The sequence below is a fragment of the uncultured Bradyrhizobium sp. genome (assembly GCF_947648125.1).
Taxonomy (GTDB): domain Bacteria; phylum Pseudomonadota; class Alphaproteobacteria; order Rhizobiales; family Xanthobacteraceae; genus Bradyrhizobium.
This window is the reverse complement of sequence record NZ_CANSMR010000003.1, coordinates 322,266-345,960: the sequence shown is the minus strand read 5'-3', so window position 1 is coordinate 345,960 and position 23,695 is coordinate 322,266. Positions and strand designations below refer to the sequence as shown.

20 protein-coding genes are annotated in these 23,695 nt (G+C 65.6%); 10 read left to right on the top strand and 10 right to left on the bottom strand.

Features of this window, described 5'->3' with window-relative positions; all coding sequences use genetic code 11:
* The first annotated feature begins 125 nt into the window (after positions 1–125).
* Positions 126–458: a hypothetical protein gene (locus tag Q0030_RS08585; protein ID WP_298365396.1), complete on the top strand. Its 333-nt coding sequence runs from the start codon at positions 126–128 to the stop codon at positions 456–458.
* Positions 459–465: 7 nt separating this feature from the next.
* On the opposite strand, the gene glgA is transcribed toward Q0030_RS08585, so the two are convergent.
* Both glgA and glgC read right to left on the bottom strand, forming a co-directional pair.
* Positions 466–1,920, bottom strand: a complete 1,455-nt coding sequence (gene glgA, locus Q0030_RS08580) for a glycogen synthase GlgA (RefSeq protein ID WP_298365394.1) — start codon at positions 1,918–1,920, stop codon at positions 466–468.
* Positions 1,917–3,179, bottom strand: a complete 1,263-nt coding sequence (glgC, locus tag Q0030_RS08575) for a glucose-1-phosphate adenylyltransferase (RefSeq protein WP_298365392.1) — start codon at positions 3,177–3,179, stop codon at positions 1,917–1,919. The genes glgA and glgC overlap by 4 nt, the downstream gene beginning before the upstream one ends.
* 246 nt (positions 3,180–3,425) lie before the next feature.
* On the opposite strand from glgC, the gene Q0030_RS08570 reads away from it, so the two are divergent.
* Positions 3,426–4,658, top strand: coding sequence for a rhodanese-like domain-containing protein (locus tag Q0030_RS08570; protein WP_298365390.1), 1,233 nt, complete (start codon positions 3,426–3,428; stop codon positions 4,656–4,658).
* 483 nt (positions 4,659–5,141) lie between these two features.
* On the opposite strand, the gene Q0030_RS08565 is transcribed toward Q0030_RS08570, so the two are convergent.
* Positions 5,142–6,209 (bottom strand): hypothetical protein, encoded by a 1,068-nt coding sequence (locus Q0030_RS08565; RefSeq protein ID WP_298365388.1) that lies wholly within the window; start codon positions 6,207–6,209, stop codon positions 5,142–5,144.
* A gap of 193 nt (positions 6,210–6,402) precedes the next feature.
* Between Q0030_RS08565 and Q0030_RS08560 the strand changes: the two genes are divergently transcribed.
* Complete coding sequence (locus Q0030_RS08560; protein WP_298365386.1) at positions 6,403–6,606, top strand: hypothetical protein; 204 nt, start codon at positions 6,403–6,405, stop codon at positions 6,604–6,606.
* 123 nt (positions 6,607–6,729) lie between these two features.
* Here the strand turns inward: Q0030_RS08560 and Q0030_RS08555 are convergent, their stop codons facing one another.
* Positions 6,730–7,959: a serine hydrolase domain-containing protein gene (locus Q0030_RS08555; RefSeq protein WP_298365384.1), complete on the bottom strand. Its 1,230-nt coding sequence runs from the start codon at positions 7,957–7,959 to the stop codon at positions 6,730–6,732.
* Between the two features lie 174 nt (positions 7,960–8,133).
* Positions 8,134–9,471 carry a PLP-dependent aminotransferase family protein gene (locus Q0030_RS08550; protein WP_298365381.1) on the bottom strand — a complete coding sequence of 446 codons (1,338 nt, stop codon included), beginning with the start codon at positions 9,469–9,471 and terminating at the stop codon, positions 8,134–8,136.
* 120 nt (positions 9,472–9,591) lie between these two features.
* Here Q0030_RS08550 and Q0030_RS08545 point away from each other — a divergent pair, with 120 nt between their 5' ends.
* Complete coding sequence (locus Q0030_RS08545; RefSeq protein ID WP_298365379.1) at positions 9,592–10,017, top strand: DUF983 domain-containing protein; 426 nt, start codon at positions 9,592–9,594, stop codon at positions 10,015–10,017.
* Between the two features lie 197 nt (positions 10,018–10,214).
* Here the strand turns inward: Q0030_RS08545 and Q0030_RS08540 are convergent, their stop codons facing one another.
* Positions 10,215–11,462: a multidrug effflux MFS transporter gene (locus Q0030_RS08540; RefSeq protein ID WP_229165293.1), complete on the bottom strand. Its 1,248-nt coding sequence runs from the start codon at positions 11,460–11,462 to the stop codon at positions 10,215–10,217.
* 268 nt (positions 11,463–11,730) lie between these two features.
* Here Q0030_RS08540 and Q0030_RS08535 point away from each other — a divergent pair, with 268 nt between their 5' ends.
* A complete protein-coding gene (locus Q0030_RS08535; protein ID WP_298365374.1) occupies positions 11,731–13,065 on the top strand; it encodes an MFS transporter in 1,335 nt (444 codons plus the stop codon).
* 95 nt (positions 13,066–13,160) lie between these two features.
* Here Q0030_RS08535 and Q0030_RS08530 read toward each other — a convergent pair whose 3' ends face one another.
* From Q0030_RS08530 to Q0030_RS08515, 4 genes are all read right to left on the bottom strand, one after another.
* Positions 13,161–13,793, bottom strand: coding sequence for an aspartate/glutamate racemase family protein (locus Q0030_RS08530; protein ID WP_298365372.1), 633 nt, complete (start codon positions 13,791–13,793; stop codon positions 13,161–13,163).
* Positions 13,794–13,939: 146 nt separating this feature from the next.
* The gene (locus Q0030_RS08525; protein ID WP_298365370.1) at positions 13,940–14,950 is read right to left on the bottom strand and encodes an amino acid ABC transporter substrate-binding protein; all 1,011 of its coding nucleotides are present in this window, start codon (positions 14,948–14,950) and stop codon (positions 13,940–13,942) included.
* A 13-nt stretch (positions 14,951–14,963) separates the two neighbouring features.
* The gene (locus Q0030_RS08520) at positions 14,964–16,313 is read right to left on the bottom strand and encodes an aspartate aminotransferase family protein (protein WP_298365367.1); all 1,350 of its coding nucleotides are present in this window, start codon (positions 16,311–16,313) and stop codon (positions 14,964–14,966) included.
* A 5-nt stretch (positions 16,314–16,318) separates the two neighbouring features.
* Positions 16,319–17,194: a MurR/RpiR family transcriptional regulator gene (locus tag Q0030_RS08515; RefSeq protein WP_298365365.1), complete on the bottom strand. Its 876-nt coding sequence runs from the start codon at positions 17,192–17,194 to the stop codon at positions 16,319–16,321.
* A 193-nt stretch (positions 17,195–17,387) separates the two neighbouring features.
* On the opposite strand from Q0030_RS08515, the gene Q0030_RS08510 reads away from it, so the two are divergent.
* From Q0030_RS08510 to Q0030_RS08490, 5 genes are all read left to right on the top strand, one after another.
* Positions 17,388–18,500: an ABC transporter permease subunit gene (locus tag Q0030_RS08510; RefSeq protein ID WP_363323434.1), complete on the top strand. Its 1,113-nt coding sequence runs from the start codon at positions 17,388–17,390 to the stop codon at positions 18,498–18,500.
* Position 18,501: 1 nt separating this feature from the next.
* On the top strand, positions 18,502–19,623 hold the full coding sequence (locus Q0030_RS08505; RefSeq protein WP_298365360.1) for an ABC transporter permease subunit: 1,122 nt from the start codon (positions 18,502–18,504) through the stop codon (positions 19,621–19,623).
* Positions 19,624–19,751: 128 nt separating this feature from the next.
* Positions 19,752–20,546, top strand: a complete 795-nt coding sequence (locus Q0030_RS08500; RefSeq protein ID WP_298365358.1) for an FCD domain-containing protein — start codon at positions 19,752–19,754, stop codon at positions 20,544–20,546.
* A 44-nt stretch (positions 20,547–20,590) separates the two neighbouring features.
* Positions 20,591–22,009 carry an amidase family protein gene (locus Q0030_RS08495; protein ID WP_298365356.1) on the top strand — a complete coding sequence of 473 codons (1,419 nt, stop codon included), beginning with the start codon at positions 20,591–20,593 and terminating at the stop codon, positions 22,007–22,009.
* 41 nt (positions 22,010–22,050) lie between these two features.
* Positions 22,051–23,496, top strand: a complete 1,446-nt coding sequence (locus tag Q0030_RS08490; protein WP_298365354.1) for an amidase family protein — start codon at positions 22,051–22,053, stop codon at positions 23,494–23,496.
* The last annotated feature ends 199 nt before the right edge of the window (positions 23,497–23,695 follow it).

Below are 23,695 nucleotides of genomic sequence, written 5' to 3'. Positions count from 1 at the left end.
CTCCGTGCCAATCCGATGACACGGCCTGCGCGGTCGGGCGGGGATGCATGCAAAAATCGTCATGGCGCGGAACGGTGATCGGCTGTATAAGCCGGTAGCTTCTTCTCCCACTTGAAGAGGCTGATATGACTGATCTACACAATCCTGATTTGCACGCTCCTGATCTACATGCTTGGCTTTCGCAACAGCCGCATGGCTTGCGGACCTTCAGGACCTTCCAGCAAAAACTCGAGACCCTAGGCAAGGACGACCCGGAGCAACGCGGCGTTTGCCGGCTGCTGAGCGGCCTCGTCGGCAATTACGTCGAAATCTTCGACGAGGAGCCGCTGCCCGTTGCTATCGCCGATCGCGCCTATGGCCGGCTGCTCGATCTCGTTGCAAGCCTCGATCTCAAGGGAAATCCCGACCGACGCCTCGCCGACATCAATCGCGTCGCGTCCTGCGATCTGTTGAATTGATCTGGCGTCAGCCTCGCGCGGCGGCGAGTTCGCGGTAGAGCGCGGCGTAGCGGCCGGCGCGATTGTGCCAGGAGACATCGGTGGCCATGCCGGCCTGCTGCAGCCGGCGCCAGGTCACCTTGTCGTTGAACAGCAGGTTCGCTGTGCGCAAGCCGTGGGCGAGCGCCTCCGAGGTCACGGGTGCGAACTTGACGCCCGTTGCAGGACTTCCTGTGGCCGCGGCTTCGTCGAAGCCGAGCACGGTGTCGGCAAGGCCGCCGACATTGGCAACGATCGGGACCGCGCCGTAGCGCAGCGCGCAGAGCTGGGTGAGGCCGCACGGCTCGAAGCGCGACGGCACCGCGAGCGCATCGGAGCCTGCCTGGATCAGATGCGCCAGCGCCTCGTCGTAGCCGATCACGACGGCGATCCGCCCCTGATTGTCATGCGCCAGCGCGGCGTAGCGATCCTGCAGATCGCGATCGCCGCTGCCGAGCAGCGCGAGCTGGATGCCTTCGCCGAGCAATGTCGGAATGTTCTCCAGCAGCAGATCGAGGCCCTTCTGCCATGACAGCCGGCTGATGACGCCAAGCAGCATCGCATCCGGCGCCGGGTCGAGCCCGAAGCGCCGTTGCAGCGCCGCCTTGTTGGCCGCGCGCTCTGCCATTTGCCCGGCGCTGAAGCGCGCGGCGATGTTGGGATCGGTGGCCGGATTCCACACATCGATGTCGATGCCGTTGAGGATGCCGCTCAGCAGGTCGGCGCGTTCGCGGAGCAGCCCGCCCAGCCCCATGCCGCCGTCGTCGCTCTGGATCTCCTGCGCATAGGTCGGCGACACCGTGGTGATGCGGTCGGCGAATTGCAGGCCGGCCTTCAGGAGGCTGATGGTGCCGTAATATTCGACACCATGAAGCGAGTAGGCCTCGCCCGGCAGGCCGAACGCCGCCAGCATGTCCGGCGAGAATTGCCCCTGATAGGCGAGGTTGTGCACGGTCATCACCGTGGCTGGCCGCCTTTGTCCGCCGTAATGAAGGTAGGCCGGGGCGAGCCCGGCCTGCCAGTCATGCGCATGCACGATGTCGGGGACGAAGCTCTCGATCGCACCCCGGCCGATTTCGGCCGCCATCCGCGACAGCGCCGCGAAGCGGATGCCGTTGTCGGGCCAGTCGCGTCCGTCGGGGCCGACATAGGGATTGCCGGGACGCGCATAGAGATGCGGCGCGTCGAGGGCGAGAAGGTCGAGGCCGCCATGCGTGCCGCCGAGCACGCGGATCGGCCCGCCGTAGAATTCTCCCCAGTTCAGCAGCGTTTCCGCCGAGGCCAGCGCCTTGAGCACATCGGGATAGCCGGGCACCAGCGTCCGCGTCGTGACGCCGTGCTGCTTCAGCGCCGCCGGCAGCGCGCCGACCACGTCGGCGAGGCCGCCGGTCTTGACGAGCGGGTAGACTTCCGAGGCGACCGCGAGGACGCGGATCGGCGTCATGTCGGGAGCCTGTCGATCATCGGTTGCGTGATCAGCGTGATCCCGTTCTCGGTGGTGCGGAATCGCTTGCCGTCGAACTCGGGATCCTCGCCGACCACGAGCCCTTCCGGAATCCGCACGCCGCGATCGATCACGACGTTTCGGAGCCGCGCGCCGCGGCCGACATTCACATAAGGCATGATCACTGCGTTCTCGACATTGGCGTAGGAATTGACGTGGACGCCGGTGAACAGCAGCGACCGGCGCAGCGCCGCGCCCGAGATGATGCAGGCGCCCGAGACCAGCGAGGTCACCGCCTGGCCGCGCCGTCCGTCCTCGTCGTGGACGAATTTCGCGGGCGGGGTGATCTCGGCATAGGTCCAGATCGGCCAGGCGCGGTCGTAGAGGTCGAGCTCCGGCACGACGTCGGTGAGATCGATGTTGGCGCCCCAATAGGCGTCGACGGTGCCGACGTCGCGCCAGTAGGAACGGGGATCGTCGCCGGAGCGGACGCAGGAATCGTTGAACTGATGCGCCACGGCGCGGCCGTGCTTGACGATATAGGGGATGATGTCCCTGCCGAAATCGTGGTTGGAGTTCGGATCGGCGGCGTCACGGCGCAATTCATCGAACAGGAATTGCGAGTCGAACACGTAGATGCCCATGCTGGCGAGCGACTTGTCGGGCTTGCCGGGCATCGGCGGAGGATCGGCCGGCTTCTCCAGGAACGACTGGATCAGGCCGTTCTCGTCGACATGCATGATGCCGAAGCCGCTGGATTCGGTGCGCGGCATCTCGAGGCAGCCGACCGTGACGTCGGCGCCGCTCTCGACATGCTGCTTCAGCATCACCTCGTAGTCCATCTTGTAGATATGGTCGCCGGCCAGCACCAGGATGTACTTGGTGCCGTGCGCCTCGAGGATGTCGATGTTCTGGTACACCGCGTCCGCCGTCCCGAGATACCAGTTGGTCTCCGAGACGCGCTGGCTGGCGGGCAGGATATCGAAGCTCTCGTTCCGTTCCGGGCGGAAGAAGTTCCAGCCGCCTTGCAGATGCCGGATCAGGCTGTGCGCCTTGTACTGGGTCGCCACCGCGATGCGGCGGATGCCCGAGTTCACGGCGTTGGAGAGGGCGAAATCGATGATGCGGGACTTGCCGCCGAAATACACCGCCGGCTTGGCGCGCCTGTCGGTGAGCTCCTGAAGTCTGCTGCCGCGTCCGCCGGCCAGCACGTAGGCGAGGGCGTGACGCGACAATGGTTCATTTCCGACTGATCTCATGGTCATCCTCCCAGAACTTCAGGCGTGGCCCCGCTACCTTCTCTTGTCCGGAAGGCCTGATCGGGCGCCAACGGGGCCGATTGGAACGTAGCAAGCGCGCCCCGGTTGGGCAAAGCGGGATGGCGGATTTTCGTTCCCGAACCGTGGCTCGTGAAGATCGGGGTTGCGGACCGGTTAAGGCTATTGACGGCGCGCGATTTCGGCCTAGAGCAGGCCTGCGAATTTCCCGCCCAAGGTCGGCTTCTCATGACAGTTTTGTCCGTCACGCCCCAGAACATCCGTGCAACGCTGCTGCTGCGCCAGGAGATCGCGCTGCTCGACGTCAGGCATGAAGCGGAATTCGCCACCGGCCATCCGCTGTTTGCCGCCAACATGGCGGCCGGCCGGATCGCGCTCGAAGCCGAGCTCCGATTGCCGCGCAAGGACGTGTCGATCGTGCTCTATGACAATGGCGAGGGGCAGGTCGCTGCCGCGGCCGGCGAGTTGCAGGCGCTGGGCTACAGCAACGTCGCTGCGCTTGCCGACGGCCTACAGGGCTGGAAGGCGGCCGGCTACGAGGTGTTCGAGGACGTCAATTCCTACGCCAAGGCCTTCGGCGAGCTGGTCGAGTCGCGCAGGCATACGCCGTCGCTGAGCGCCGACGAGGTCGCCGCGCTGATTTCGGACAAGGCCAACATCGCGATCCTCGATGTCCGCCGCTTCGACGAATATGCCACCATGAACATTCCGGGCTCGGTCAGCGTGCCCGGCGCGGAGCTGGTGCTGCGCGCAGGGCGCGCGGCGCCCGATCCCGACACCACCATCATCGTCAACTGCGCCGGCCGCACCCGCTCGATCATCGGTACGCAGTCGCTGATCAATGCCGGACTGCCGAACAAGGTGCGGGCGCTGCGCAACGGCACGATCGGCTGGACGCTTGCCAAACACGAGCTCGAACACGGCGCCGGCAAGCGTGGCGACGTCGGGCCGTTCGCGGGCGGCGCCGACAATGCGCGCGACGTCGCCTATCGCGCCGGCGTCCGCCACATCGGCGCGGCTGAACTTGCCGCGCTGGAAAAGGACGCGCGCCGCACGCTGTATCGCTTCGATGTCCGCGACGCCGAGGAATATGCCGCAGGCCATCTCGCCGGCTTTCGGCATTATGCCGGAGGCCAGCTGGTGCAGGAAATCGACATGGCCGCGCCGGTGCGCGGCGCCCGCATCGTGCTGACTGACGACAAGAGCATCCGCGCCGACATGACGGCGTCCTGGCTCGCGCAGATGGGCTGGGAGGTCTATGTGCTCGAAGGTGGCTATGAGGACCGGCTCGAAGTCGGACCGCCGCGCGTCGTGCCGAGGCCCGATCCCGCGCACCGCTATCGTCGTCCCTATGAAGGCACCGGCGTCGCGGAGCAGGCGATGCAGGCCTATCTCGATTGGGAGTACGGCCTCGTCGACCAGCTGCGCCGTGACGGCACACATGGGTTTTATGTGATCTAGCGGATGACGCGGTGGCGGCGGTGCGACCGCATCGGTGCCGAGTTGCTGGGGCACGGCGCCAAAATATCGAAAACAACCCCATGCAAAGTAGCCGGTGGCTGCCGGCGGACACGGCAACTTGACTTGTCGGGCAACTCAGCGGTATTGTTCTATTATTCAGAAATCGTGCAGGCGCCCTCAGCTTGCGCAGTGTCGTCACCCGCGCATGCGGGTGATCCAGTATTCCAGAGACCGCAGTGCTTGAGTCGAGGGGCCGCGGCGTACTGGATCGCCCGGTCGAGCCGGGCGATGACGGCGGTGGACGAGGATATCGCCTCACATCCTCTCAGGATGACGTCTTGTTTCGCAGCTAAACTGTAGACCCTCATGGTGACGAGCCGGATCGCATCTATCGATGCGATCCGACCTAAGAGCGAGCTTCGCTCGTCTCGACCGCGCTAGCGGGAGAGGTGCACCGAGTTTGCCGCGAGACTCAGCCCACCCCTACTTCGGCAGCGCCACCGGCGTCAGCTTGAACGGGCCGGGGTCCTTGCCCTTGTTGTCGCCGATCACGTAGGACAGCTTGCCTTCGGCGACCCAGCCGATATCGCCGACCTGCGTCACTGAGACCGGCTCGGCCAGACCATCCTTGATGGTGTCGATGGTGGCCTCGCTGCCCTTCACCGTGACCTTGTCGAGCTTGCCGTTGCCCTCGATCAGCAGGAAGCCGCCGCCATGGGCGCGCAGCGCGTCGGCGTGGTCGAGCGGCCGCGACGGCTTCAGCTCGGTCACCGCGCCCGCCTTGCCGTCCTTGATCTCGATCTTGAACAGCTTGGCCGGGATGAAGGTCGTGACATAGAGGTTGCCGTCGGCGCCGATCGCGATGCCGTCGAGCCCGACGCCGTCCTTGGCCGGCGCGAGCTGCGGATCGGTGGCGAACGTCGCCAGTGCCGTGCCGCCGGGCTTCAGGCTATAGACGAACGGCGCGAAGGAATCGCTGACATAGGCGGTGCCGTCGGCGCCGACCACGATGTCGTTGCAGAACGATTTCGGATCGCTCAGGGCAAAGCTGCCCTTCGGCGCGCCGCTCTTGAGATCGAAGGTCTTCAGCCAGGCGCCCTTGACGTCGCTGGGACCCGCGACGCCCATCGCGCTGATGTCGTTGGAGCAGACATAGAGCGTTCCGCTCTTCTCATCGGCGAGCACGCCCAGCGTCGAGCGGCTGTCGGCGGCACCGGGCTTGACCAGTTGCTCGGCCTTGCCGCCCGAGATCTTGGTCACGCCGCCATGGTTGAAGCTGCCAACGTAAAGCGTCCCGTCGGAGGTCGAGGTCACGCTCTCCGGAAAACTCTTGTCGGGAACGCCGACCGGGGCTGTTTCGGCGCGGGCCATGCCGGCGGTGCCGAGCGCGAGGACGATGGCCGCAGCGCTCGATAGATTCTTATTTTGACGCGTTTTCTTCACGCGAACCGGCATCCACTTCGCTCGAAAACGCTCCGCCGATGCGCGGCGGATCTTGAGCAGTTCTCCCGTTGCGCGCGGATGTCCCGCGTCGCCATTCTTTTTTATCATGATCGCGTTTCCTCAATGAACCTGATTGGACCAGGCAGGAATTTTTAGGCGATCGTCTCCGGTCGATGGTTGTTGTCTGCAGGGTTCCCGACCGGATTGTTCACCCGCCTGCCTTGTCGCCGCGATATATACGATAGTATATAGCGTGAGGGAAGCAGCGAAGGAGGAAGCTGCGATGGCTGGAGAGCGCGTCATGGAACGGGAATTGGCGTCGCACCACCAATGCGTGTGCTGCGGTGGAGTCATCGAGGGGCTCGCCGACGATGGTGCGATCGGCTTCGATGCGCGGATCGGCCTGTTTACGGACGAGTGTGCGTTCGTCTGCAACGAATGCACCGCGAGTCTGATCGCGGCCGCCGCACGGCGCAGGCTGGAGACGGTTCGGCGCAAGTCGTAGGGAGGGATGCTTCCGGTTCCGTCATTGCGAGCGAAGCGAAGCAATCCATCTATCCAGTTGCGCGCGGATAGATGGATTGCTTCGTCGCTTCGCTCCTCGCAATGACGAAGTTGCTGCGGGATCTCAGTCCGGGCTGAACGCGTCGTAGACCAGTTTCCGGAATGCCGGCGTGATGCGCTGGCGTTCGTTCTGAGTCTGCTCGAGCATGATGTAGATCATGTCGAGCTTCGGATCGACGCCGAAATAGGTTCCGCTGCCGCTGTCCCATTTCAATTCGCCGATCGAGCCGGGCGGCGGCGGCTTGGCAATGCCGGGATCAGTGCGCACGGCGATGCCGTAGCCATAACCGAAACCGTCGCCGGGAAAGTACCAGTAGTCGCGGCCGACGCCGGAGCCCGGCCCGATATGGTCCGATGTCATCGTCTTGAAGGCCGTGGGGCTCAGATAGCGCTTGCCGTCGAGCTCGCCACCACTGAGCAGCATCTGCGCGAAGCGCGCATAATCGAGAATGGTCGACACCAGGCCGCCGCCGCCGGATTCCCACTCCGGATGCGCGCGCCGGTCGTTCTCCCCCTCGATCAGGATGGTGTCCGACGGCAGCGGCTCGGCCAGCCGCGTCCGTTCGGTTTCCGCATCGAGCACATATCTGGTGTCGTTCATCTTCAGGGGATCGAAGATGCGCTCCTTCTCGAACTGGTAGAGCGTCTTGCCCGCGACGACCTCGATCACCCGGCCGAGCACGTCGGTGGAATGACCGTAGCGCCACATCGTGCCGGGCTGCCGAGACAACGGCAGCTTGGCCAGCCGCGCCACGAATTCCTTGTTGTCGAACTTGCCGTCGAACAGATGTCCTGCGCGGTAGAGCTTCTGGATCCAGTCGGCGCCGATATATTCGTAGGTGATGCCCGAAGTGTGCCGCATCAGGTCCTCGATCGTGACCGGGCGGATCGGCGGCACCAGCTCGAGCTTGCCCAGATCGTTGCCGCCATCCGGCTCGATGCCGACCTTCACGTCGGCGAACGCCGGAATGTATTTCGACAGCGGATCCTGCGGCGACAGCTTGCCTTCGTCGACCAGCATCATCGCGGCGGTGTTGGTGATCGGCTTGGTCATCGAATGCAGCGCGAACATCGTGTCCGGCCGCATCGGCGACTTGGTCGTGACGTCGCGGTAGCCGAAGGTCTTCAGATAGACCGGCTTGCCGTGCTGCTGGATCAGGATGGCGGCGCCTGGAATTTTTCCTGTCGCAACCTCGTTGTCGAAGAACGCGGTGATGCGTTCGAGTTTCTCCGGCGACGGGGCAGGGGCGTCGGTGGCGCGCGCCGCACTTGATGCGACAAGTGCAAGACACATGATCGCGGTTGCTGTCTCACGAAGCGTCCGCACGGCAGTGTGGAATGCTCGATCGTATCCGCATGACATTGAAAGCCGCCCCTGCCTGATGCCATGAACGCCGCAGTTTTAGCGCAGGCGTCCCCGCACCATAATCATTTTCGGGCGAGTTTATTCCCTAACGATGGTCGAAATTCATACAATTTGCGTGGCGCCGACCGGCGTGCGCACGGCATTCGATAGCACCTGGAGCGCCTGGCTCAGTTCGGCGCGATTGCGCGCCGCGCCGAGCGATACGCGCAGGCCACGCGGCGCGGCATCGCCCGCCGCAAAGGCGTCTTCGCCGACCACGGCGAGGCCGTTGCGCATCAGATGCGACAGCAGGTCGGTGCCGTCGAAATGTTTCGGCAGCGGCATCCAGAGATGATGGCTCGCCGGCCGCGCCGCGTAGGTGACGCCCTTGAGGAAGCGGGCCGCAAGCTGCTGGCGCGCGGCCGCCTCGCTGCGGATGGCGCGGATGATGTCGGCGGCGACACCGGAGCGCAGCCATTGTGTGACCAGCGCGACCATCAGCGATGGCGGCATCTGCATGGTGGCCTGCATGCTGGCGCGCATCCGCTGCTCGGCGCTCGCATCGGGCGCCAGCAGATAGGCGACGCGCAAGGCCGGCGCGATGCATTTCGCGATGCTCGCGGCAAGGTAGGTGCGTTCGGGAATCAGCGTTGCGATCGGTGCCACCTGCGGCTCGAGCGGGCCGTAGACATCATCCTCGATCAGGACGCAGCCGCGCTTGCTGATGATGTCAGCGATCGCCTTGCGCCTGATCGCGCCCATCGTCGCCGTGGTCGGGTTCTGCTGCGTCGGCACCAGATACACCGCCTTCGGCTTGTGCTTGCGGCAGGCCTCGTCGAGCGCGTCGGGACGGGCACCCTCGGCGTCCATCGCAACGCCGACCAGGCGGACATCGAGCCGCGCGGCCGCGGCCTTGATGCCGGGAAACGTCAACGCCTCCGTCACCACGACATCGCCAGGCGAGGTCAGCGCCAGCAGGGCGTTGAAGATGATCGCCTGCGAACCCGGATAGATCACGATGCGGTCGGCTGATGCCTGCGGCACGCGCGGCTGCAGCCACGCGGCGCCGACCTCGCGTTCGTCGGCGGTGCCGCCGGGACGCGCATAACCTAGATAGGCTGAAAATCCGGCCTCGGATCGAATGGTGGCCAACCCCTGCGCGATGCGCAGATCGAGATTGGCCTCCACCGGTTGCGGCGGCAGATTCATCGACAGGTCGATGTTGACGGGCGTGGGCAGGTCGGACACTGCGCGCGCCGTCGTCTCCGAGACGAAGGTGCCCTGGCCAACGCGGGCGTCGAGCAGCCCGCGCCGCCGCGCCTCGCCATAGGCGCGCGTCACCGTGGTGAGATCGATGTCGAGCGCCGATGCCAGCGCGCGATGGGTTGGCAGCCGCTGACCGCGCACCAGCCGGCCGCTCGCGATATCGGCGGCGAGCGCATCGACGATGCGCAGGAACATCGGGCCTTGCCATTCCGAAACTGTAGGGATCCAATCCATGCAATCTGGCGCTTTGTCTTTGATTGTATGCTCTTCGATACATATTGTATGGATCATCAGATCAGGTCAAGGACAACGACAATGACCGAGACGGTTTCCCTGCCCAAGGCGATGTTGCGCGGCTTCACCATGAAGTGCCCGAACTGCGGACGCGGCCATCTGTTCGGCCGCTTTCTCAAGGTGGCGGATCATTGCGAGGTGTGCGGCGAGGATTTCACCCCGCAGCGCGCGGACGATTTCCCGGCCTATCTCGTGATCGTGGTGGTCGGCCACGTCGTGGTGCCGGCGCTGCTCTGGATGGAGATGACCTACGCGCCGCCGGCCTGGCTGCAATTGGCGATCTGGCTGCCGTTCACGCTGTTCAGCGCGCTCGGACTGTTGCAGCCGACCAAGGGCGCGATCGTCGGCCTGCAGTGGCAGCTGGGGATGGAGGGATTTGCGGCGACGCGACGTGCGGTGGCGCCAGTGCGGGCGCGAAGCAATGCCGGGCGAGCTCGCGAAGCCTGAACCAACCACGGAAGTGTAGCCCGGATGAAGCGAAGCGAAATCCGGGAACAGCGGTCCCGCATATCGCTTCGCTCATGCGGGCTACAGCGCTGCAACGAATTAGCATCGTAGCCCGGATGGAGCGAAGCGTAATCCGGGGCAGTTGTGCCCGCACGACGACCCCCGGATTGCGCTTCGCTTCATCCGGGCTACGAAGGTCAAATCGGATGATGATGCGGCCGGAACATGCGGCCCTTCTCCGTCACCAGCACCACCGCGAGTGCAGCCAGCGTGCAGAGGAAGAAGCCGGTCGCGAACGGCAGCAGCGTGCCGTCGTAATCCTGGCCGATCGTGGTGCCGACGCCGATCCCGAGCAGGGTGGTGATCGTCCCGTACAGCGACGATGCAGTGCCGGCGATCTTGCCCTGCGGCTCCATCGCGAGCGCCGTGAAGTTCGCCATCATCAGCCCGAACGCGAACATCATCAGGCCCGCCAGCACCATGAACAGCGGCAGCGACAGCGTGTCGGTCTTCACCGCGAGGAACAGCGCGCCGGCGACGACGGCGAAACCGGTCAGCGCGGCGTGCGAGATCACCCGCATCCCGATGCGGCCGACGATGCGTGAATTGAGGAAGCCGGCGATCGCGACCCCGACCGCACAGGCGGCGAAGGCGACCGGGAAGTAATGTCCGAGCTTGAAGATTTCGGTGAAGATCTGCTGCGAGGAGAACACGAAGGCGAACAGCGAGCCCTGCACGCCGCCGGCGGCGAGCGCGTAGCCGAGCGTCTGGCGGTTGGTGACGGTCTGGCGGAATGCTGAGAGCACCTCAGGGATCGCCAGCGACTTGCGCAGTTCGAGCGGCAGCGTCTCCGGCATCCGCATCGCGCTCCAGGCCAGCGCGATCACGCCGTAGATCATCAGCAGCACGAAGATGCCGCGCCAGTGCGTCAGCAGCATCACCGCCTGGCCGAATGACGGCGCGATCACAGGCACTGCGATGAACACCATCATCGCCAGCGACATCACGCTCGCCATCCGCCGTCCGGCGTAGCAGTCGCGCACAATTGACGTCGCAATCACGCGGGTTGCGGCGGTGCCGAGCCCCTGCAGCGCGCGCGCCAGGAGCAGCGTTTCGAACGAGGGCGCCATGATCGCGAGCAGGCCGGCGATGGTGTAGACGGTCATGCCCCCGAGCAGCACCGGGCGGCGGCCGAAGCGGTCCGACAGCGGGCCCATCACGAACTGGCCGACGCCGAAACCGACCAGGAAGATCGACAGCACCATCTGCGGACGATTGGCGTCGGCGATCTGGAACGCGGAACGGATGTTCGGCAGCGCCGGCAGCATCATGTCCATCGCCAGCGGGTTCAGCGCCATGATGGAGGCGATGACGACGACGAATTCCGGAAAGCCCATCGGACGGTGGCCTGAGGACACCCAGGCATCGGCATTGATGTCAGACACTTAAAACCTCTTGGAGACTCCCAACATAGCGGCCTTGCTGCATTGCACAATCGGCGTTTTGGGATGGGAGACCGTCGGCGGCGGGTGAGGTAGCCGGGTCATGGAACCGGCCTCGAGGCCATGGGTTGGCGCATTATCGTTGCTGCTGCAACTATTTTGCTCGTCCCGCGCGGCAAGCTCTGCTATCCCGGTACCAGCATCCGTGCGGGGCAGGCGCATCGCCGCCGGTCACGCCCGCACGGCTAAAAACGGGTTTTGGGGAGGCCACATGTCCATCGAAATCTCCGCGCGCTCGCGCGGCGCTACGCTGTCGGATGAGGAGCGCAAGGTCCTCACCGCAACGCTCGTCGGCACCACGATCGAGTGGTACGACTTCTTCGTCTACGCCCAGGCCGCCGGCCTGGTGTTCGGTGCGCTGTTCTTCGCGCCGATGAATGCCAACAATCCGCTGCTGGCGCAGATCGTCTCGTTTGCGACGCTCGGCCTCTCCTTCCTGTTCCGTCCGCTCGGGGCCATCGTCTGCGGCCATCTCGGCGACCGCTTCGGTCGCAAGAACATGCTCGTCGTCACGCTGCTCTTGATGGGCGCTGCGACCGCGCTGGTCGGTCTGCTGCCGACCTACGCGCAGATCGGCGCCTGGGCGCCGGCGCTCCTTATTCTTCTCCGCATCCTGCAGGGCTTCTCGGCCGGCGGCGAATGGGGCGGCGCGGCGCTGATGTCGGTGGAGTCGGCGCCGATCGACAAGCGCAGCTTCTTCGGCTCGTTCCCGCAGATCGGCACGCCGCTCGGCATGATCCTGGCGACCGGCGTGCTGTGGGTGCTTACTGCGACGCTCGGCAAGCAGGCGATGATCGAATGGGGCTGGCGGATTCCGTTCCTGCTCTCGATCGTGCTGATCGTCGTCGGCATCGTGATCCGCCGCACTGTGGAGGAATCGCCGGTGTTCAAGGCGATGCAGCGGCGGCACAAGGAATCCTCCGCGCCGCTCAAGGAGCTGATGCGCAATCACAGCAAGGAGATCCTGCGCACCGCGCTGATCTTCATGGCGAACAACGCGGCCGGATATATCCTGATCGCGTTCATCATCAGCTACGGCACCAACACGCTGAAGATGCCGTCGGAGCAGTTGCTGCTGATCGGCACGCTGGCGGCGGTGAGCTGGTTCATCTTCACGCTGCTGGGCGGCATCCTCGGCGACAAGATCGGCCGCGTTCGCTGCTTCCAGATCGGCTACACCCTGATGGTGCTGTGGGCGGTGCCGATGTGGTTCTTGATCGACAGCAAGAATCTGCTGCTGTTCTTCGTCAGCGCCGTCGGCCTCACCGTCGCGCTTGGTTTGTCCTACGGCCCGCAGGCGGCGCTCTATGCCGAGCTGTTTCCGGCCAAGGTGCGCTATTCCGGCGTCTCGATCGGCTACGCGCTCGGTGCCATCTTCGGCGGCGCCTTCGCGCCGATGATCGCGCAATGGATCATCGGCACCTACGGCCAGTCCTGGCGCGTCGGCGTCTATATCGCGGTGCTGTCGTTGATCTCGCTGATCACGGTGTCGACGATCAGGGATCCGCAGGGCGTCGATCTGAACGTGAATGACGCGAGCTCTTAGGCACGGTAGGGCGGATTAGCCGCAAGGCGTAATCCGCCACTGCCTTTGCGTCACGGTGGATTACGCCTTCGGCTAATCCACCCTACGCAACGGCGCTAGCCAACGAGCAGCGCCTTCAGCTTCTTGACCGCGCTGTCGGGCGTCGTCAGCACCTCGCGGCCGGTGACCTCGGCGACGCGCTCGGCCGCCGGGGCCATGCTGTACTGGGCGAGCGCGATCAGGTCGCAATCGCGCAAATCCTTGGCTGCCTCGACCACGATGCGGTCGTGCTCGGCGCGGTCGCCGCGATCCAGCGCCGCCAGCGCGCCCTCGGCGAGCTTCGGCACCAGCGTGACCGAGGATGGAAACTCCGGCGGCATCGAAACCAGCGTTGGTGGGAAGGTCGAGAGCAGACCGATCCGTTTTCCCTTCGCGACCGCATGCTCGATCATCGCCTCGTTCGGCTTCAGCACCGGCATCGGCGCGAGCGCGCGCGCCACCGCCTCGATGCAGGGGCCGAACGCCGAGCAGGTGAAGAGAATGCCGTCGGCACCGGTGCTTGCCGCGTAGCGGCCCATCGTCAGGAAGCGCTCGGTCATCCGCTCGGTGAGCTTGCCGTCGCGCGCGAGGTCGGCCGACAGGCTGTCGTCGAGCAGGTTCATCAGCCGCGCCTCCGGCCAATGTTTTGCGAATGACGCCTCGATCGGCACGATCGAGTGTTTCAGGGCGTGAATGAGCGTGATGCGCATCGATGCTTCTTGTTCTCCCTCTCCCCGCTGTTCGCGGGGTCGAGACGAGCGAAGCTCGCTCTTAGAGGGTTGGGGTGAGGGCTCTCTCCCCGCATCCGCCTTCGCCAAGGCTTCGGCGGGACAGGCGCGGGGAGAGGTGACTTCGCTTACTTGAACGGGATCGCGTACATCAAGCCGCCCTTGCTCCAGGTGCCGTTGAGGCCGCGCTCGAGCTTCAGCGGGCTGGCCTTGCCGACATTGCGCTCGAAGATCTCGCCGTAATTGCCGCCGGCCTTGATCGCCGCGACCAGCCATTTGTTGTCGAGGCCGAGCCGACTGCCGAGATCGCCGGACGCGCCGAGCAGGCGCTGGATCGCCGGGACCTGCGACTTCGTCATCTCGTCGACATTGGCCTGCGTGACGCCGAGCTCTTCGGCTTCGACCAGGCCGTAGTGCAGCCAGGTGATGATATCGCTCCAGACCTCGTCGCCGTTGCGGGTGAACGGGCCGAGCGGCTCCTTGCTGATGGTCTGCGGCAGCACGACATAGTCGTCGGCCTTCGGCGCCGCGGTTGCGACCGCGCCGGCAAGCGCCGAGGCGTCCTGGGTCATGGCATCGCAGCGGCCGCCGAAGAAGGTCTGGTACATGGTGTCGGGGCGATCGAACACCAGCGGCTTCCAGTCGATGCCGTTGGCGCGGCCGTAGTCGCCGAGCGTCACCTCATGCGTGGTGCCCTGCGCGACGCAGACGGTCGCGCCCTTGAGATCCTTCAGCTCCTTCACGCCGAGATCCTTCTTCACCACAAAACCCTGGCCGTCGTAGAAATTGACCGGGCCCTGGCGCAGGCCGAGCGTGGTGCCGCGCAGATAGGTCTGCGTCGAGTTGCGGTAGAGCACGTCGATCTCGCCGGATTGCAGCGCGGTGAAGCGGTTCTGCGCGGTCAATGCGACGTAGCGCACCTTGGCGGGATCGCCGAGGATGCCCGCGGCGAGCGCGCGGCAATAGTCGACATCGAGGCCCTTGAAGTTGCCTTGCGAGTCCGGCGCGGAGAAGCCGGCAAACCCGGTCGACACGCCGCACACCAGTGTGCCGCGCTGCTTGATGGTGTCGAGCGTGGCTGCGCTTGCGCTCGCGATGCCTGCGACGAGAACGGCTGTAGTGATCAATCCCCTGTACATTTTACACCTCCTGCTAATGACCAATGTCCTTGAGCGCGCTGTCTACCGCAGCGCCTAGTCTTTCGACGATCATGTCAATGTCGCCGGAAGTTGCGATATAGGGCGGGGCGAGCAGCACATGGTCGCCGCGCTGGCCGTCGGCGGTGCCGCCCGACGGGTAGCAGCCGAGGCCGCCGGCAAACGCCGCGGACTTGATCCGCTGATGCAGCTTCAGCTTGGGATCGAACGGCTGCCGCGTGCCGCGGTCGGCGACCAGCTCGATGCCCCAGAACAGGCCGCGGCCCCTGATGTCGCCGACATGGCGGTGATTGCCGAAGCGCTCGGTGAGCCGCTGCTCGAGCTGGCGGCCGCGCGCCTTGACCTGGTCGAGCAGCTTCTCCTCGCTGATCACCTTCTGCACTTCGAGCGCGGCGGCGCAGGCGAGCGGATGCGCCAGATAAGTGTGGCCGTGCTGGAACGCGCCGGAGCCGTTGCGCACGGTGTCGACGATGGCACCGCTCGCAAGCATCGCACCGATCGGCTGGTAGCCGCCGCCGAGGCCCTTGGCGACCGCCTGGATGTCCGGCGCAATGCCTTCCTGCTCCCACGCATGCAGCGTGCCGGTACGGCCCATGCCGCACATCACCTCGTCGAGGATCAATAGCGCGCCGTGACGGTTGCAGATCTCGCGCACAGCCTTGAAGTAGCCGTCCGGTGCCGGCACGCAGCCGGCGGTGGCGCCGACCACGGGCTCGGCGATGAAGGCGGCAACGTTCTCGGGGCCGAGCCGCTGGAATTCCGCCTCCAGCTCGGCGGCGAGCCGCGCGACGAACGCGGCCTCCGATTCATCGTCGCGCTTCTCGTGATAGGCGAAGGCCGGTGTGACATGGCTGAACGAGGGCGACAGCAGCGGCGCGTAGGGCTCGCGGCGCCAGGCATTGCCGCCGGCCGACAGCGCGCCGAGCGTGTTGCCGTGATAGCTCTGGCGGCGCGCGATGAAGCGGGCGCGCTTCGGCTCGCCGCGCTCGATGAAATATTGCCGTGCCAGCTTGATCGAGGCCTCGATCGCCTCCGATCCTCCGCTGACGAAATAGACATAACCGAGGCCGCCGGGCTCGTGGCCGACCAGCCGCTCGGCGAGCTCTTCCGCGGGCTCCGACGAGAAGAAGCCGGTATGCGCATAGGCAATCTTTGACGCCTGCCTGGCGATCGCGGCCAGAATCCGCGGATGCTGATGGCCGAGGCAGGACACGGCGGCTCCGCCGGAGGAATCCAGAATGCGGCGGCCATCCTCCGCGATCAGCCAGACGCCGTCGCCGCCGACCGCTTTCGGCGGGGTCTCGCGCAGGCTGCGATGCATCACGCGGCTCTTGTTGGCGGCCATGATACTTATCCTTTCTCGACAAAATATTGCGACATCTCGGCAAGCCGGCCCTCGGTCTCCTCCAGCTTGCGCTTGGCGCCCGCACCGCCCAGCGTGAAGGCGACGGCGGCCAGCGACTGCGCGACGGCGATCGCGCCGGTGAGGCTCGGGAAGAAGCCGGGAGAGGAGGCGGCCTCGAACAGCAAGAGATGATCGGCGCCCTCCGCCATCGGCGCGCTGATCGTGTCGGCGATCGCGATCAGCGTGGCGCGCGCCTGATGCGCCGCACGCGCCGTCTCGACGCTGACCAAGGTGTAGGGCGCGAAGCCGATCACGACCACGGCGTCGCCTGAGCGGAAGGCGCCATGGTCGAGATCGAACGGGCCGGAACCGCCGACCAGCTGTACGGCATCGGGGCGGAATAGGCGAAGCTGGTAGGTCAATAGTTCCGCAACGCTGCGGCAGCTGCGAAAGCCGGTGATCCAGATCCGGTTCGCGGCGTGCAGCGCACGCGCGGCGTCCGCGATCGCGCTCGCGGAAATCCGCGTAAGGCCTGCAGCTTCAGCCTCGATTTTGTCGTGCACCAGCCGAACATCGGCATTCGGCCCGGCGCGGCGGCCCTTGGCGCGGCCGGAGAAGGGCGAGCCCTGCGCCGGCCGGCGCGCCTCGGTGAGTGCGGCGCGCAATTCGTCCCAGCCGGAATAGCCGAGTGCCTTGGCAAGACGGGTGAAGGATGCAGGATCGGCGCCGGCGACCGAGGCGAGCTCGCGCATCGAGCGGGTGGTGGCGTCGTAGTCATTGGCTGCGACAAACCGGCCGACTTCCTGCAACCGCATTGGCAGCGACGGCAATGCGCTGCACAATTCGTTCAGGGGCGATGGTTTCGGCTGAGCCTGGGCCATGAAACATATGTTGCACGAATATCAATTTGGTGCAACATATGAAGTGCGCAGCCTCGAATACGCTCTTGCGCATGGCAGAAGATCGCTTCTCAGAGGATCCTGTGCTGTGACGATATCGACGCCGAACCACCCTCCCGCCCGGGCTCCAAGTCGCTCCTGGCGGCTATCGCTCAGCGATCCCCGCGTCGCCGGCCTGTTCTGGCAGATCCTGGTGGTCGCCATCGCGGTCGCCATCGTCGCCTGGCTGTGGTCGAACGCGGTCCATAATCTCTCGGTGCGGCGGATCTCGACCGGGTTTGCCTTCCTCGGCCGCGAAGCCGGCATGCCGATCGCGGATTCCTGGATCGATTACTCGCCGAAGAACACTTACCTGCGCGCCTTCATCGTCGGCATCGTCAACACGCTGCGCGTCGCCGTGATCGGCATCGTGCTGGCGACCGTGATCGGCACGCTGGTCGGCATCGCGCGGCTGTCGTCGAACTGGCTGCTGGCGCGGCTCGCTGCCGTCTATGTCGAGGTGCTGCGCGACCTGCCGCTGCTGCTGCAGCTGTTGTTCTGGTACGTGCTGATGCAGGGCCTGCCGGCGGCGCGCCAGGCGTGGAAGCCGGTCGAGGGCGTGTTCCTCTCCAACCGCGGGCTCATCCTGCCGTCGGTCCCGTTGCATGAGGCGAATTGGTGGACGATCCTGGCGCTGGTTGCTGGCGTGATCGCCTTCACCTTCGTCAGGCGCCGCCTGATCGCGCAGCAGATGCTCGACGGCAAGGCGCGGCCGGCCTGGCCTTACGCGCTCGGCCTCGTGGTCGCGCTTCCCGCACTGGTGTCGTGGCTCGCGGGCGCGAGCTGGAGCATCATGCTGCCGGAGCTGCGCGGTTTCAATTTCGTCGGCGGCCTGACCTTGGCGCCGGAATATTTCGCGCTGCTGATCGCGCTCGTCACCTATACCTCGGCGTTCATTGCCGAGATCGTGCGCAGCGGCATCCAGGCAGTGCCGCGCGGGCAGTCGGATGCCGCCAAGGCGCTCGGGCTGAAGCGCAGCTTCGTGCTGCAGCATATCGTGCTGCCGCAGGCGCTACGCGTCATCATCCCGCCGATGACCAGCCAGTATCTGAACCTGACCAAGAATTCCTCGCTCGCGGTCGCGGTCGGCTATCAGGACATCGTCTCGGTCGCCAACACCACGCTGAACCAGACCGGGCAGGCGATCGAGTCGATCGCGCTGATCATGATGGTGTTCCTCACCATCAGCCTCGGCATCAGCCTGTTCATGAACTGGTACAATGCGCGGATCGCGCTGGTGGAGCGCTGACATGAGCTCGGTCGCACATCTTCCGCAGGATCCGCTGCCGATCGGGCCGCGGCCGGCGCCGCGGGCGCTCGGTGGGCATCTCACCGCATGGCTGCGCGCCAATCTGTTCGCATCGATCCCGTCCAGCATCATGACGCTGTTGCTGCTGTTCGTGCTCGGCAAGGCGTGCATCGGCCTCTGGCAATGGGGCATTGCCAACGCGGTCTGGATCGTCTCCGGCAACGACACCAGCGCCTGCCGCGCGCTGCGCGGCGCCGGCGCTTGCTGGGCCGTCGTGCCCGAGAAGTACCGCTTCATCTTGTTCGGCACCTATCCGTTCGACGAGCAGTGGCGGCCGGCGCTCGCGGTCGTGATCTTCATCGCGCTGTTCGCGGTCTCGAGCCGCCGCAGCTTCTGGCGCAAGGAGCTGTTCCTGCTATGGGCCGCAGCCTTGATCGCGATCGGCTGCCTGATGTGGGGCGGCTTCCTCGGCCTGTCCTTTGTGACGCAGGACCGCTGGGGCGGCCTGCCGGTGACCTTGATCCTCGCGACCTTCGGCTTGGCGTTCGGCTTCCCGCTCGGAATTTTGGTGGCGCTCGGCCGCCGTTCAAAACTGCCGGCAATCCGCTCGCTCTGCGTGCTCTATGTCGAGCTGATCCGCGGCGTGCCGCTGATCAGCCTGCTGTTCATGGCGAGCGTGATGTTCCCGCTGTTCATGCCCGACGGCGTCAACATCGACAAACTGCTGCGCGCGCAGATCGCCTTCATCCTCTATGCCGGCGCCTATCTCGCTGAAGTGGTGCGCGGCGGCCTCCAGGCGGTGCCGCGCGGACAGTATGAAGCCGCCGACGCGCTCGGGCTGTCGTACTGGGAGAAGAACGCGCTGATCGTGCTGCCGCAGGCGATCCGCCACGTGATCCCGCCGCTGGTCAACACCTTCATCGCCTTCTTCAAGGACACCAGCCTGGTCCTGATCATCGGCATCTTCGATCTCCTGACCACCGCGAAGACCGCGATCGTCGATCCGGCCTGGCAGTCCTTCAGCGTCGAGGTCTATGTCTTCGTCGGCGTGATCTATTTCGTGTTCTGCTTTGCAATGTCGCGCTACAGCCGCGGCCTCGAGGCACAGCGCACGTCCAGCTGAGCGATCGTCTCTCGCCAATTCCCGAATGTTCGGTCTGCCGTCGTGCCCGGGATCAGCCCCCGGGTACGACGGCCTTTTGGAGCGATCGCCCCTTGCCAAGCCGTCTCGATCCTATTTATGATCATAAAATGGATAAATCGGCTTTACCCTCGCTGGACCCGTCGCGGCGCGCCTCGATCAAGCGCAAGCGGTCGGACGCCGTCGCCGACCTGATCCGCAGCCACATCTTCCAGGCCGGCCTGGAGCCGAACGACCGGCTGCCGCAGGAGGGCGAGCTGATCGAGATGTTCGGCTGCAGCCGCTCGACCATCCGCGAGGCGCTCAAATCACTGGAAGTGCAGGGGCTGGTGCAGAACACCACCGGTCCCGGCGGCGGCGCGCGGGTGGCGCCGGTGTCGATCAACCGGATCGTCGGCCTGCTCAGCAACTACTTCTATTTCCAGTCGATCTCTACCGCGCAGATCTACCAGATCCGCCGCCTGATCGAGCCGGAGCTCGCCTTCAGCGTGGTCGGTCACCTCTCCGCGGCGCATTTCGCCGCGCTCGACAAGGCGATCGCGGTTCAGGAGCATCATCCCGGCGGCAGTGCGGACTGGGAGCACCACCGCCACGCCGAGATCGATTTCCACGACATCCTGATCGAGGCCTGTCCCAACCCGCTGCTCGGTCTGGTCGCCCGCTTCGTCAACGAGGCGATCCGGCATCTGATCGGCAAGCTCGGCGTACAGGAATTCGCATCCAGCTTCACCTGCGAGAACATCGAGTTTCACAAGCGCCTGATGGCCGCGTTCCGCTCCGGCAACGCCGCACGCGCCCGGCGCGTGATGCTCGACCACGTGCTGAGCGCCGAAGCCGTGGTGGTCCCTGCGGAAGACCGGCGCATGGATCTGCCCGTCTTTCACCAGCCGTTGCGGCTCGACTGAACCGCATCGGCTGACTGCTGCATCACGCGTTGGAGGAAACAACAATGGTCACGCGGCGCGAGAATGAGTTGTGGAGCTGGCCGGCTGTCGATCTGGCGCGCGCGATCGCGACGCGCGCGATCTCGAGCCGGGAAGCCGTGGAGTCCAGCCTCTATCGCATTGCGCAGGTCAATCCGGCATTGAACGCCATTGTCGAGGTGCTGGCCGATGAAGCGTTGGCCGCGGCGGACACGGCGGACGCCGCGGTGAAATCAGGCGCGGAGCTCGGCGTGCTGCATGGCGTGCCGGTCACGATCAAGGTCAATGTCGATCAGCGCGGCCACGCCACCACCAACGGCGTCGTCGCCTTCCGCGACGTGATCGCCACCGACGACAGCCCGGTGGTCGCGAATTTCCGCAAGGCCGGCGCGGTCATTGTCGGGCGCACCAACACCCCGGCCTTCTCGCACCGCTGGTTCACCAACAACGATCTGCACGGCGCGACCTATAATCCGTGGAGCCGGCACCTGACGCCGGGCGGCTCCAGCGGTGGCGCGGCATCGGCCGTCGCATCCGGCATGGGCGCGATCGCGCACGGCAATGATTTCGGCGGCTCGATCCGCTATCCCGCCTATGCCTGCGGCGTCGCCGGCCTGCGTCCGACCCCGGGACGAATTCCTTCGTTCAATCCGTCGGCGACTTCCGATCGTCCGATCACGGCGCAAATGATGTCGGTGCAGGGGCCGCTCGCGCGCTCGGTTGCCGATCTGCGCACAGGCCTCGCCGCAATGGCGCAGCCGGATGCGCGCGACGCTACCTGGCTGCCGGTGCCGCTGCAAGGTGCGCCCCTCAAGCGTCCGGTCGGCGTTGCGATCGCGGCGGCGCCGTTCGGCGACGAGGCGCCGGAGGTCAGCGCGGCGGTCCACGCCGCCGGACGCTGGCTCGCAGAGGCCGGCTTTGCGGTGGAGGAGACCTCGCCGCCGCGCCTCGCGGAGGCTGCGGATCTCTGGCATCGCCTCGTCATCAATGAGGAGCGGCGCGTGCTGGCGCCGATGATCCGCAAGTTCGGCGACGATCGGAGCCGCTACAATCTGGACTGCCATATTGCGTATGCGCCAGAGCTCGACGGCGATCAGGTGCTGGCCTGCTTCGAGCAGCGACTTTCGATCGTGCGGGCCTGGCAGCTGTTCCAGGAGCGCTGCCCGGTCATCATCCTGCCGGTCTCGGCGCAACTGCCGTTCCGCTTCGATCAGGATCAGGAAGACGCAACGGTCGTGCGTGCGCTGCTCGATGCGCAGCGGCCGCTGCTTGCCGTCCCCGCGCTCGGCTTTCCGTCGGTCGTGGTGCCGACGGGGACCGCCGGCGGCGTGCCGGTCGGCGTGCAGGTGATCGCCGGCCGTTTCCGCGAGGATGTCTGTCTCGCCGTCGCCGAGGTGATCGAGGCGCGTGCATCGACGCTGACGCCGATCGATCCGCGCGACTGAAGGCACGCGGTTTTCGAGATCAACAACAAGCACTGAGCATCATGGGAGAGCACAACGTGACGAATGCACCGATCTGGCAATGGTCGGCCGTGGAGACGGCGGCGGCCATCAAGAAAAGCGAAGTGACGTCGGAGCAGGTGGTTCGTGCCCATCTTGACCGCATGCACGCGGCCAATCCGGCGCTCAACGCCGTCGTCATCGATCTCGGCGACGCTGCGCTGAAGGCGGCCAAGGCCGCCGACGAAGCGCTGGCGGCGAGCAAAGGGAAGGGCGGCGGCGTCGGACCGCTGCACGGCGTTCCGGTCACGATCAAGATCAACATCGACGTCGAGGGCCAGGCCAATTCGAACGGCGTGGTCGCGTTCAAGGACAATATCGCGCCGGGCGACTCACCGGTGACGGCCAATCTCAAGAAGGCCGGCGCAATCATCATCGGCCTGACCAACACGCCGGAATTCTCGCTGCGCGGCTTCACCGACAATCCGCTGCACGGCCTGACGCGCAATCCCTGGAACGCGGACGTGACCTGCGGCGGATCATCCGGCGGCGCCGGCGCGTCGATCGCGGCCGGCATCGGCACCATCGCGCACGGCAACGACATCGGCGGCTCGCTGCGCTGGCCGGCGCATTGCAACGGCATCGCCACCATCAAGCCGACCCAGGGCCGGATTCCGGCGTTCAATCCCAGCGCCACGGCTGAACGGCCGCTGATGGCGCAGTTCATGTCGTCGCAAGGACCGCTGGCGCGCCACGTCGCCGACGTGCGCCTCGGCCTGGAGGTGATGGCGCAGCGCGATCCGCGCGATCCCTGGTACGTGCCGGCGCCATTGACGGGGCCGAAGCCTGCCGCGCCGGTGAAGGTCGCACTCGCAAAGATCCCCGAGGACATGGTGACCGATCGCGGCGTGATCGCGCTTCAGCGCCAGGCGGCCGATCATCTGGCCGATGCAGGCTACGCGGTCAGCGAGGTCGAGGTGCCCGACCTCAACAAGGTCTGGCAGCTCTGGTGCGACCTGATCATGACCGAGACCCGCATCCTGCAGCAGGATCAGATGCTGGCGTCCTCCAGCGCCGACTTCCAGAAGACGTTCCACGGCTTCATGGCGCTGGCAAATCCGTTGGACCAGGCCGGCTACATGAAGGCGATCGCCGAGCGGTCGCGCCATATCAGGAACTGGATGAGCTTCCTCGAACAGTACCCGCTCGTGCTGATGCCGACCACGGTGCGCAAGACGCCGGAGGTCAATGCCGATCTCGGCGGCGATCGGCGCGTGAAGGATTTGTTCTGGAACGACCTTCGCTTCATTTCGGCGATGAACGTGCTGGGGTTACCGGCGGCCGTGGTGCCGGTCGGGCTGCATGAGGGATTGCCGGTCGGCGTCCAGATCGTCGGCTCGCGCTATCGCGAGGACATGTGTCTCGATGCGGCCGAGGCGATCGAGCGCAAGGTCGGCATCCTGGCAAGGCAATTGTGGGAGCGGCGCTGAGGCGATCTCGAAGCCATCCAGCACACCAAGGAACGCCGCGGCGAAATCTCGTCGCGGCGTTCGCATGATCGGAGTCGCGCACGTGGCGACGCACCGGCCGTGTTCCTCCTCCCGGAATTTCCGCACAGAATCGCAGAGCGCCATGCCGGCCACGGGGTTGTCGGCGATCCCTGATTCCTTCAGGACATCGTCCGAACCG

Excerpts from the sequence above, each read along its gene's own strand:
- Q0030_RS08585 (WP_298365396.1), top strand. The coding sequence starts at position 126 with ATGACTGATCTACACAATCCTGATTTGCACGCTCCTGATCTACATGCT.
- glgA (WP_298365394.1), bottom strand. The coding sequence starts at position 1,920 with ATGACGCCGATCCGCGTCCTCGCGGTCGCCTCGGAAGTCTACCCGCTC.
- glgC (WP_298365392.1), bottom strand. The coding sequence starts at position 3,179 with ATGAGATCAGTCGGAAATGAACCATTGTCGCGTCACGCCCTCGCCTAC.
- Q0030_RS08570 (WP_298365390.1), top strand. The coding sequence starts at position 3,426 with ATGACAGTTTTGTCCGTCACGCCCCAGAACATCCGTGCAACGCTGCTG.
- Q0030_RS08565 (WP_298365388.1), bottom strand. The coding sequence starts at position 6,209 with ATGATAAAAAAGAATGGCGACGCGGGACATCCGCGCGCAACGGGAGAA.
- Q0030_RS08560 (WP_298365386.1), top strand. The coding sequence starts at position 6,403 with ATGGAACGGGAATTGGCGTCGCACCACCAATGCGTGTGCTGCGGTGGA.
- Q0030_RS08555 (WP_298365384.1), bottom strand. The coding sequence starts at position 7,959 with ATGTGTCTTGCACTTGTCGCATCAAGTGCGGCGCGCGCCACCGACGCC.
- Q0030_RS08550 (WP_298365381.1), bottom strand. The coding sequence starts at position 9,471 with ATGTTCCTGCGCATCGTCGATGCGCTCGCCGCCGATATCGCGAGCGGC.
- Q0030_RS08545 (WP_298365379.1), top strand. The coding sequence starts at position 9,592 with ATGACCGAGACGGTTTCCCTGCCCAAGGCGATGTTGCGCGGCTTCACC.
- Q0030_RS08535 (WP_298365374.1), top strand. The coding sequence starts at position 11,731 with ATGTCCATCGAAATCTCCGCGCGCTCGCGCGGCGCTACGCTGTCGGAT.
- Q0030_RS08530 (WP_298365372.1), bottom strand. The coding sequence starts at position 13,793 with ATGCGCATCACGCTCATTCACGCCCTGAAACACTCGATCGTGCCGATC.
- Q0030_RS08525 (WP_298365370.1), bottom strand. The coding sequence starts at position 14,950 with ATGTACAGGGGATTGATCACTACAGCCGTTCTCGTCGCAGGCATCGCG.
- Q0030_RS08520 (WP_298365367.1), bottom strand. The coding sequence starts at position 16,313 with ATGGCCGCCAACAAGAGCCGCGTGATGCATCGCAGCCTGCGCGAGACC.
- Q0030_RS08515 (WP_298365365.1), bottom strand. The coding sequence starts at position 17,194 with ATGGCCCAGGCTCAGCCGAAACCATCGCCCCTGAACGAATTGTGCAGC.
- Q0030_RS08505 (WP_298365360.1), top strand. The coding sequence starts at position 18,502 with ATGAGCTCGGTCGCACATCTTCCGCAGGATCCGCTGCCGATCGGGCCG.
- Q0030_RS08500 (WP_298365358.1), top strand. The coding sequence starts at position 19,752 with ATGGATAAATCGGCTTTACCCTCGCTGGACCCGTCGCGGCGCGCCTCG.
- Q0030_RS08495 (WP_298365356.1), top strand. The coding sequence starts at position 20,591 with ATGGTCACGCGGCGCGAGAATGAGTTGTGGAGCTGGCCGGCTGTCGAT.
- Q0030_RS08490 (WP_298365354.1), top strand. The coding sequence starts at position 22,051 with ATGGGAGAGCACAACGTGACGAATGCACCGATCTGGCAATGGTCGGCC.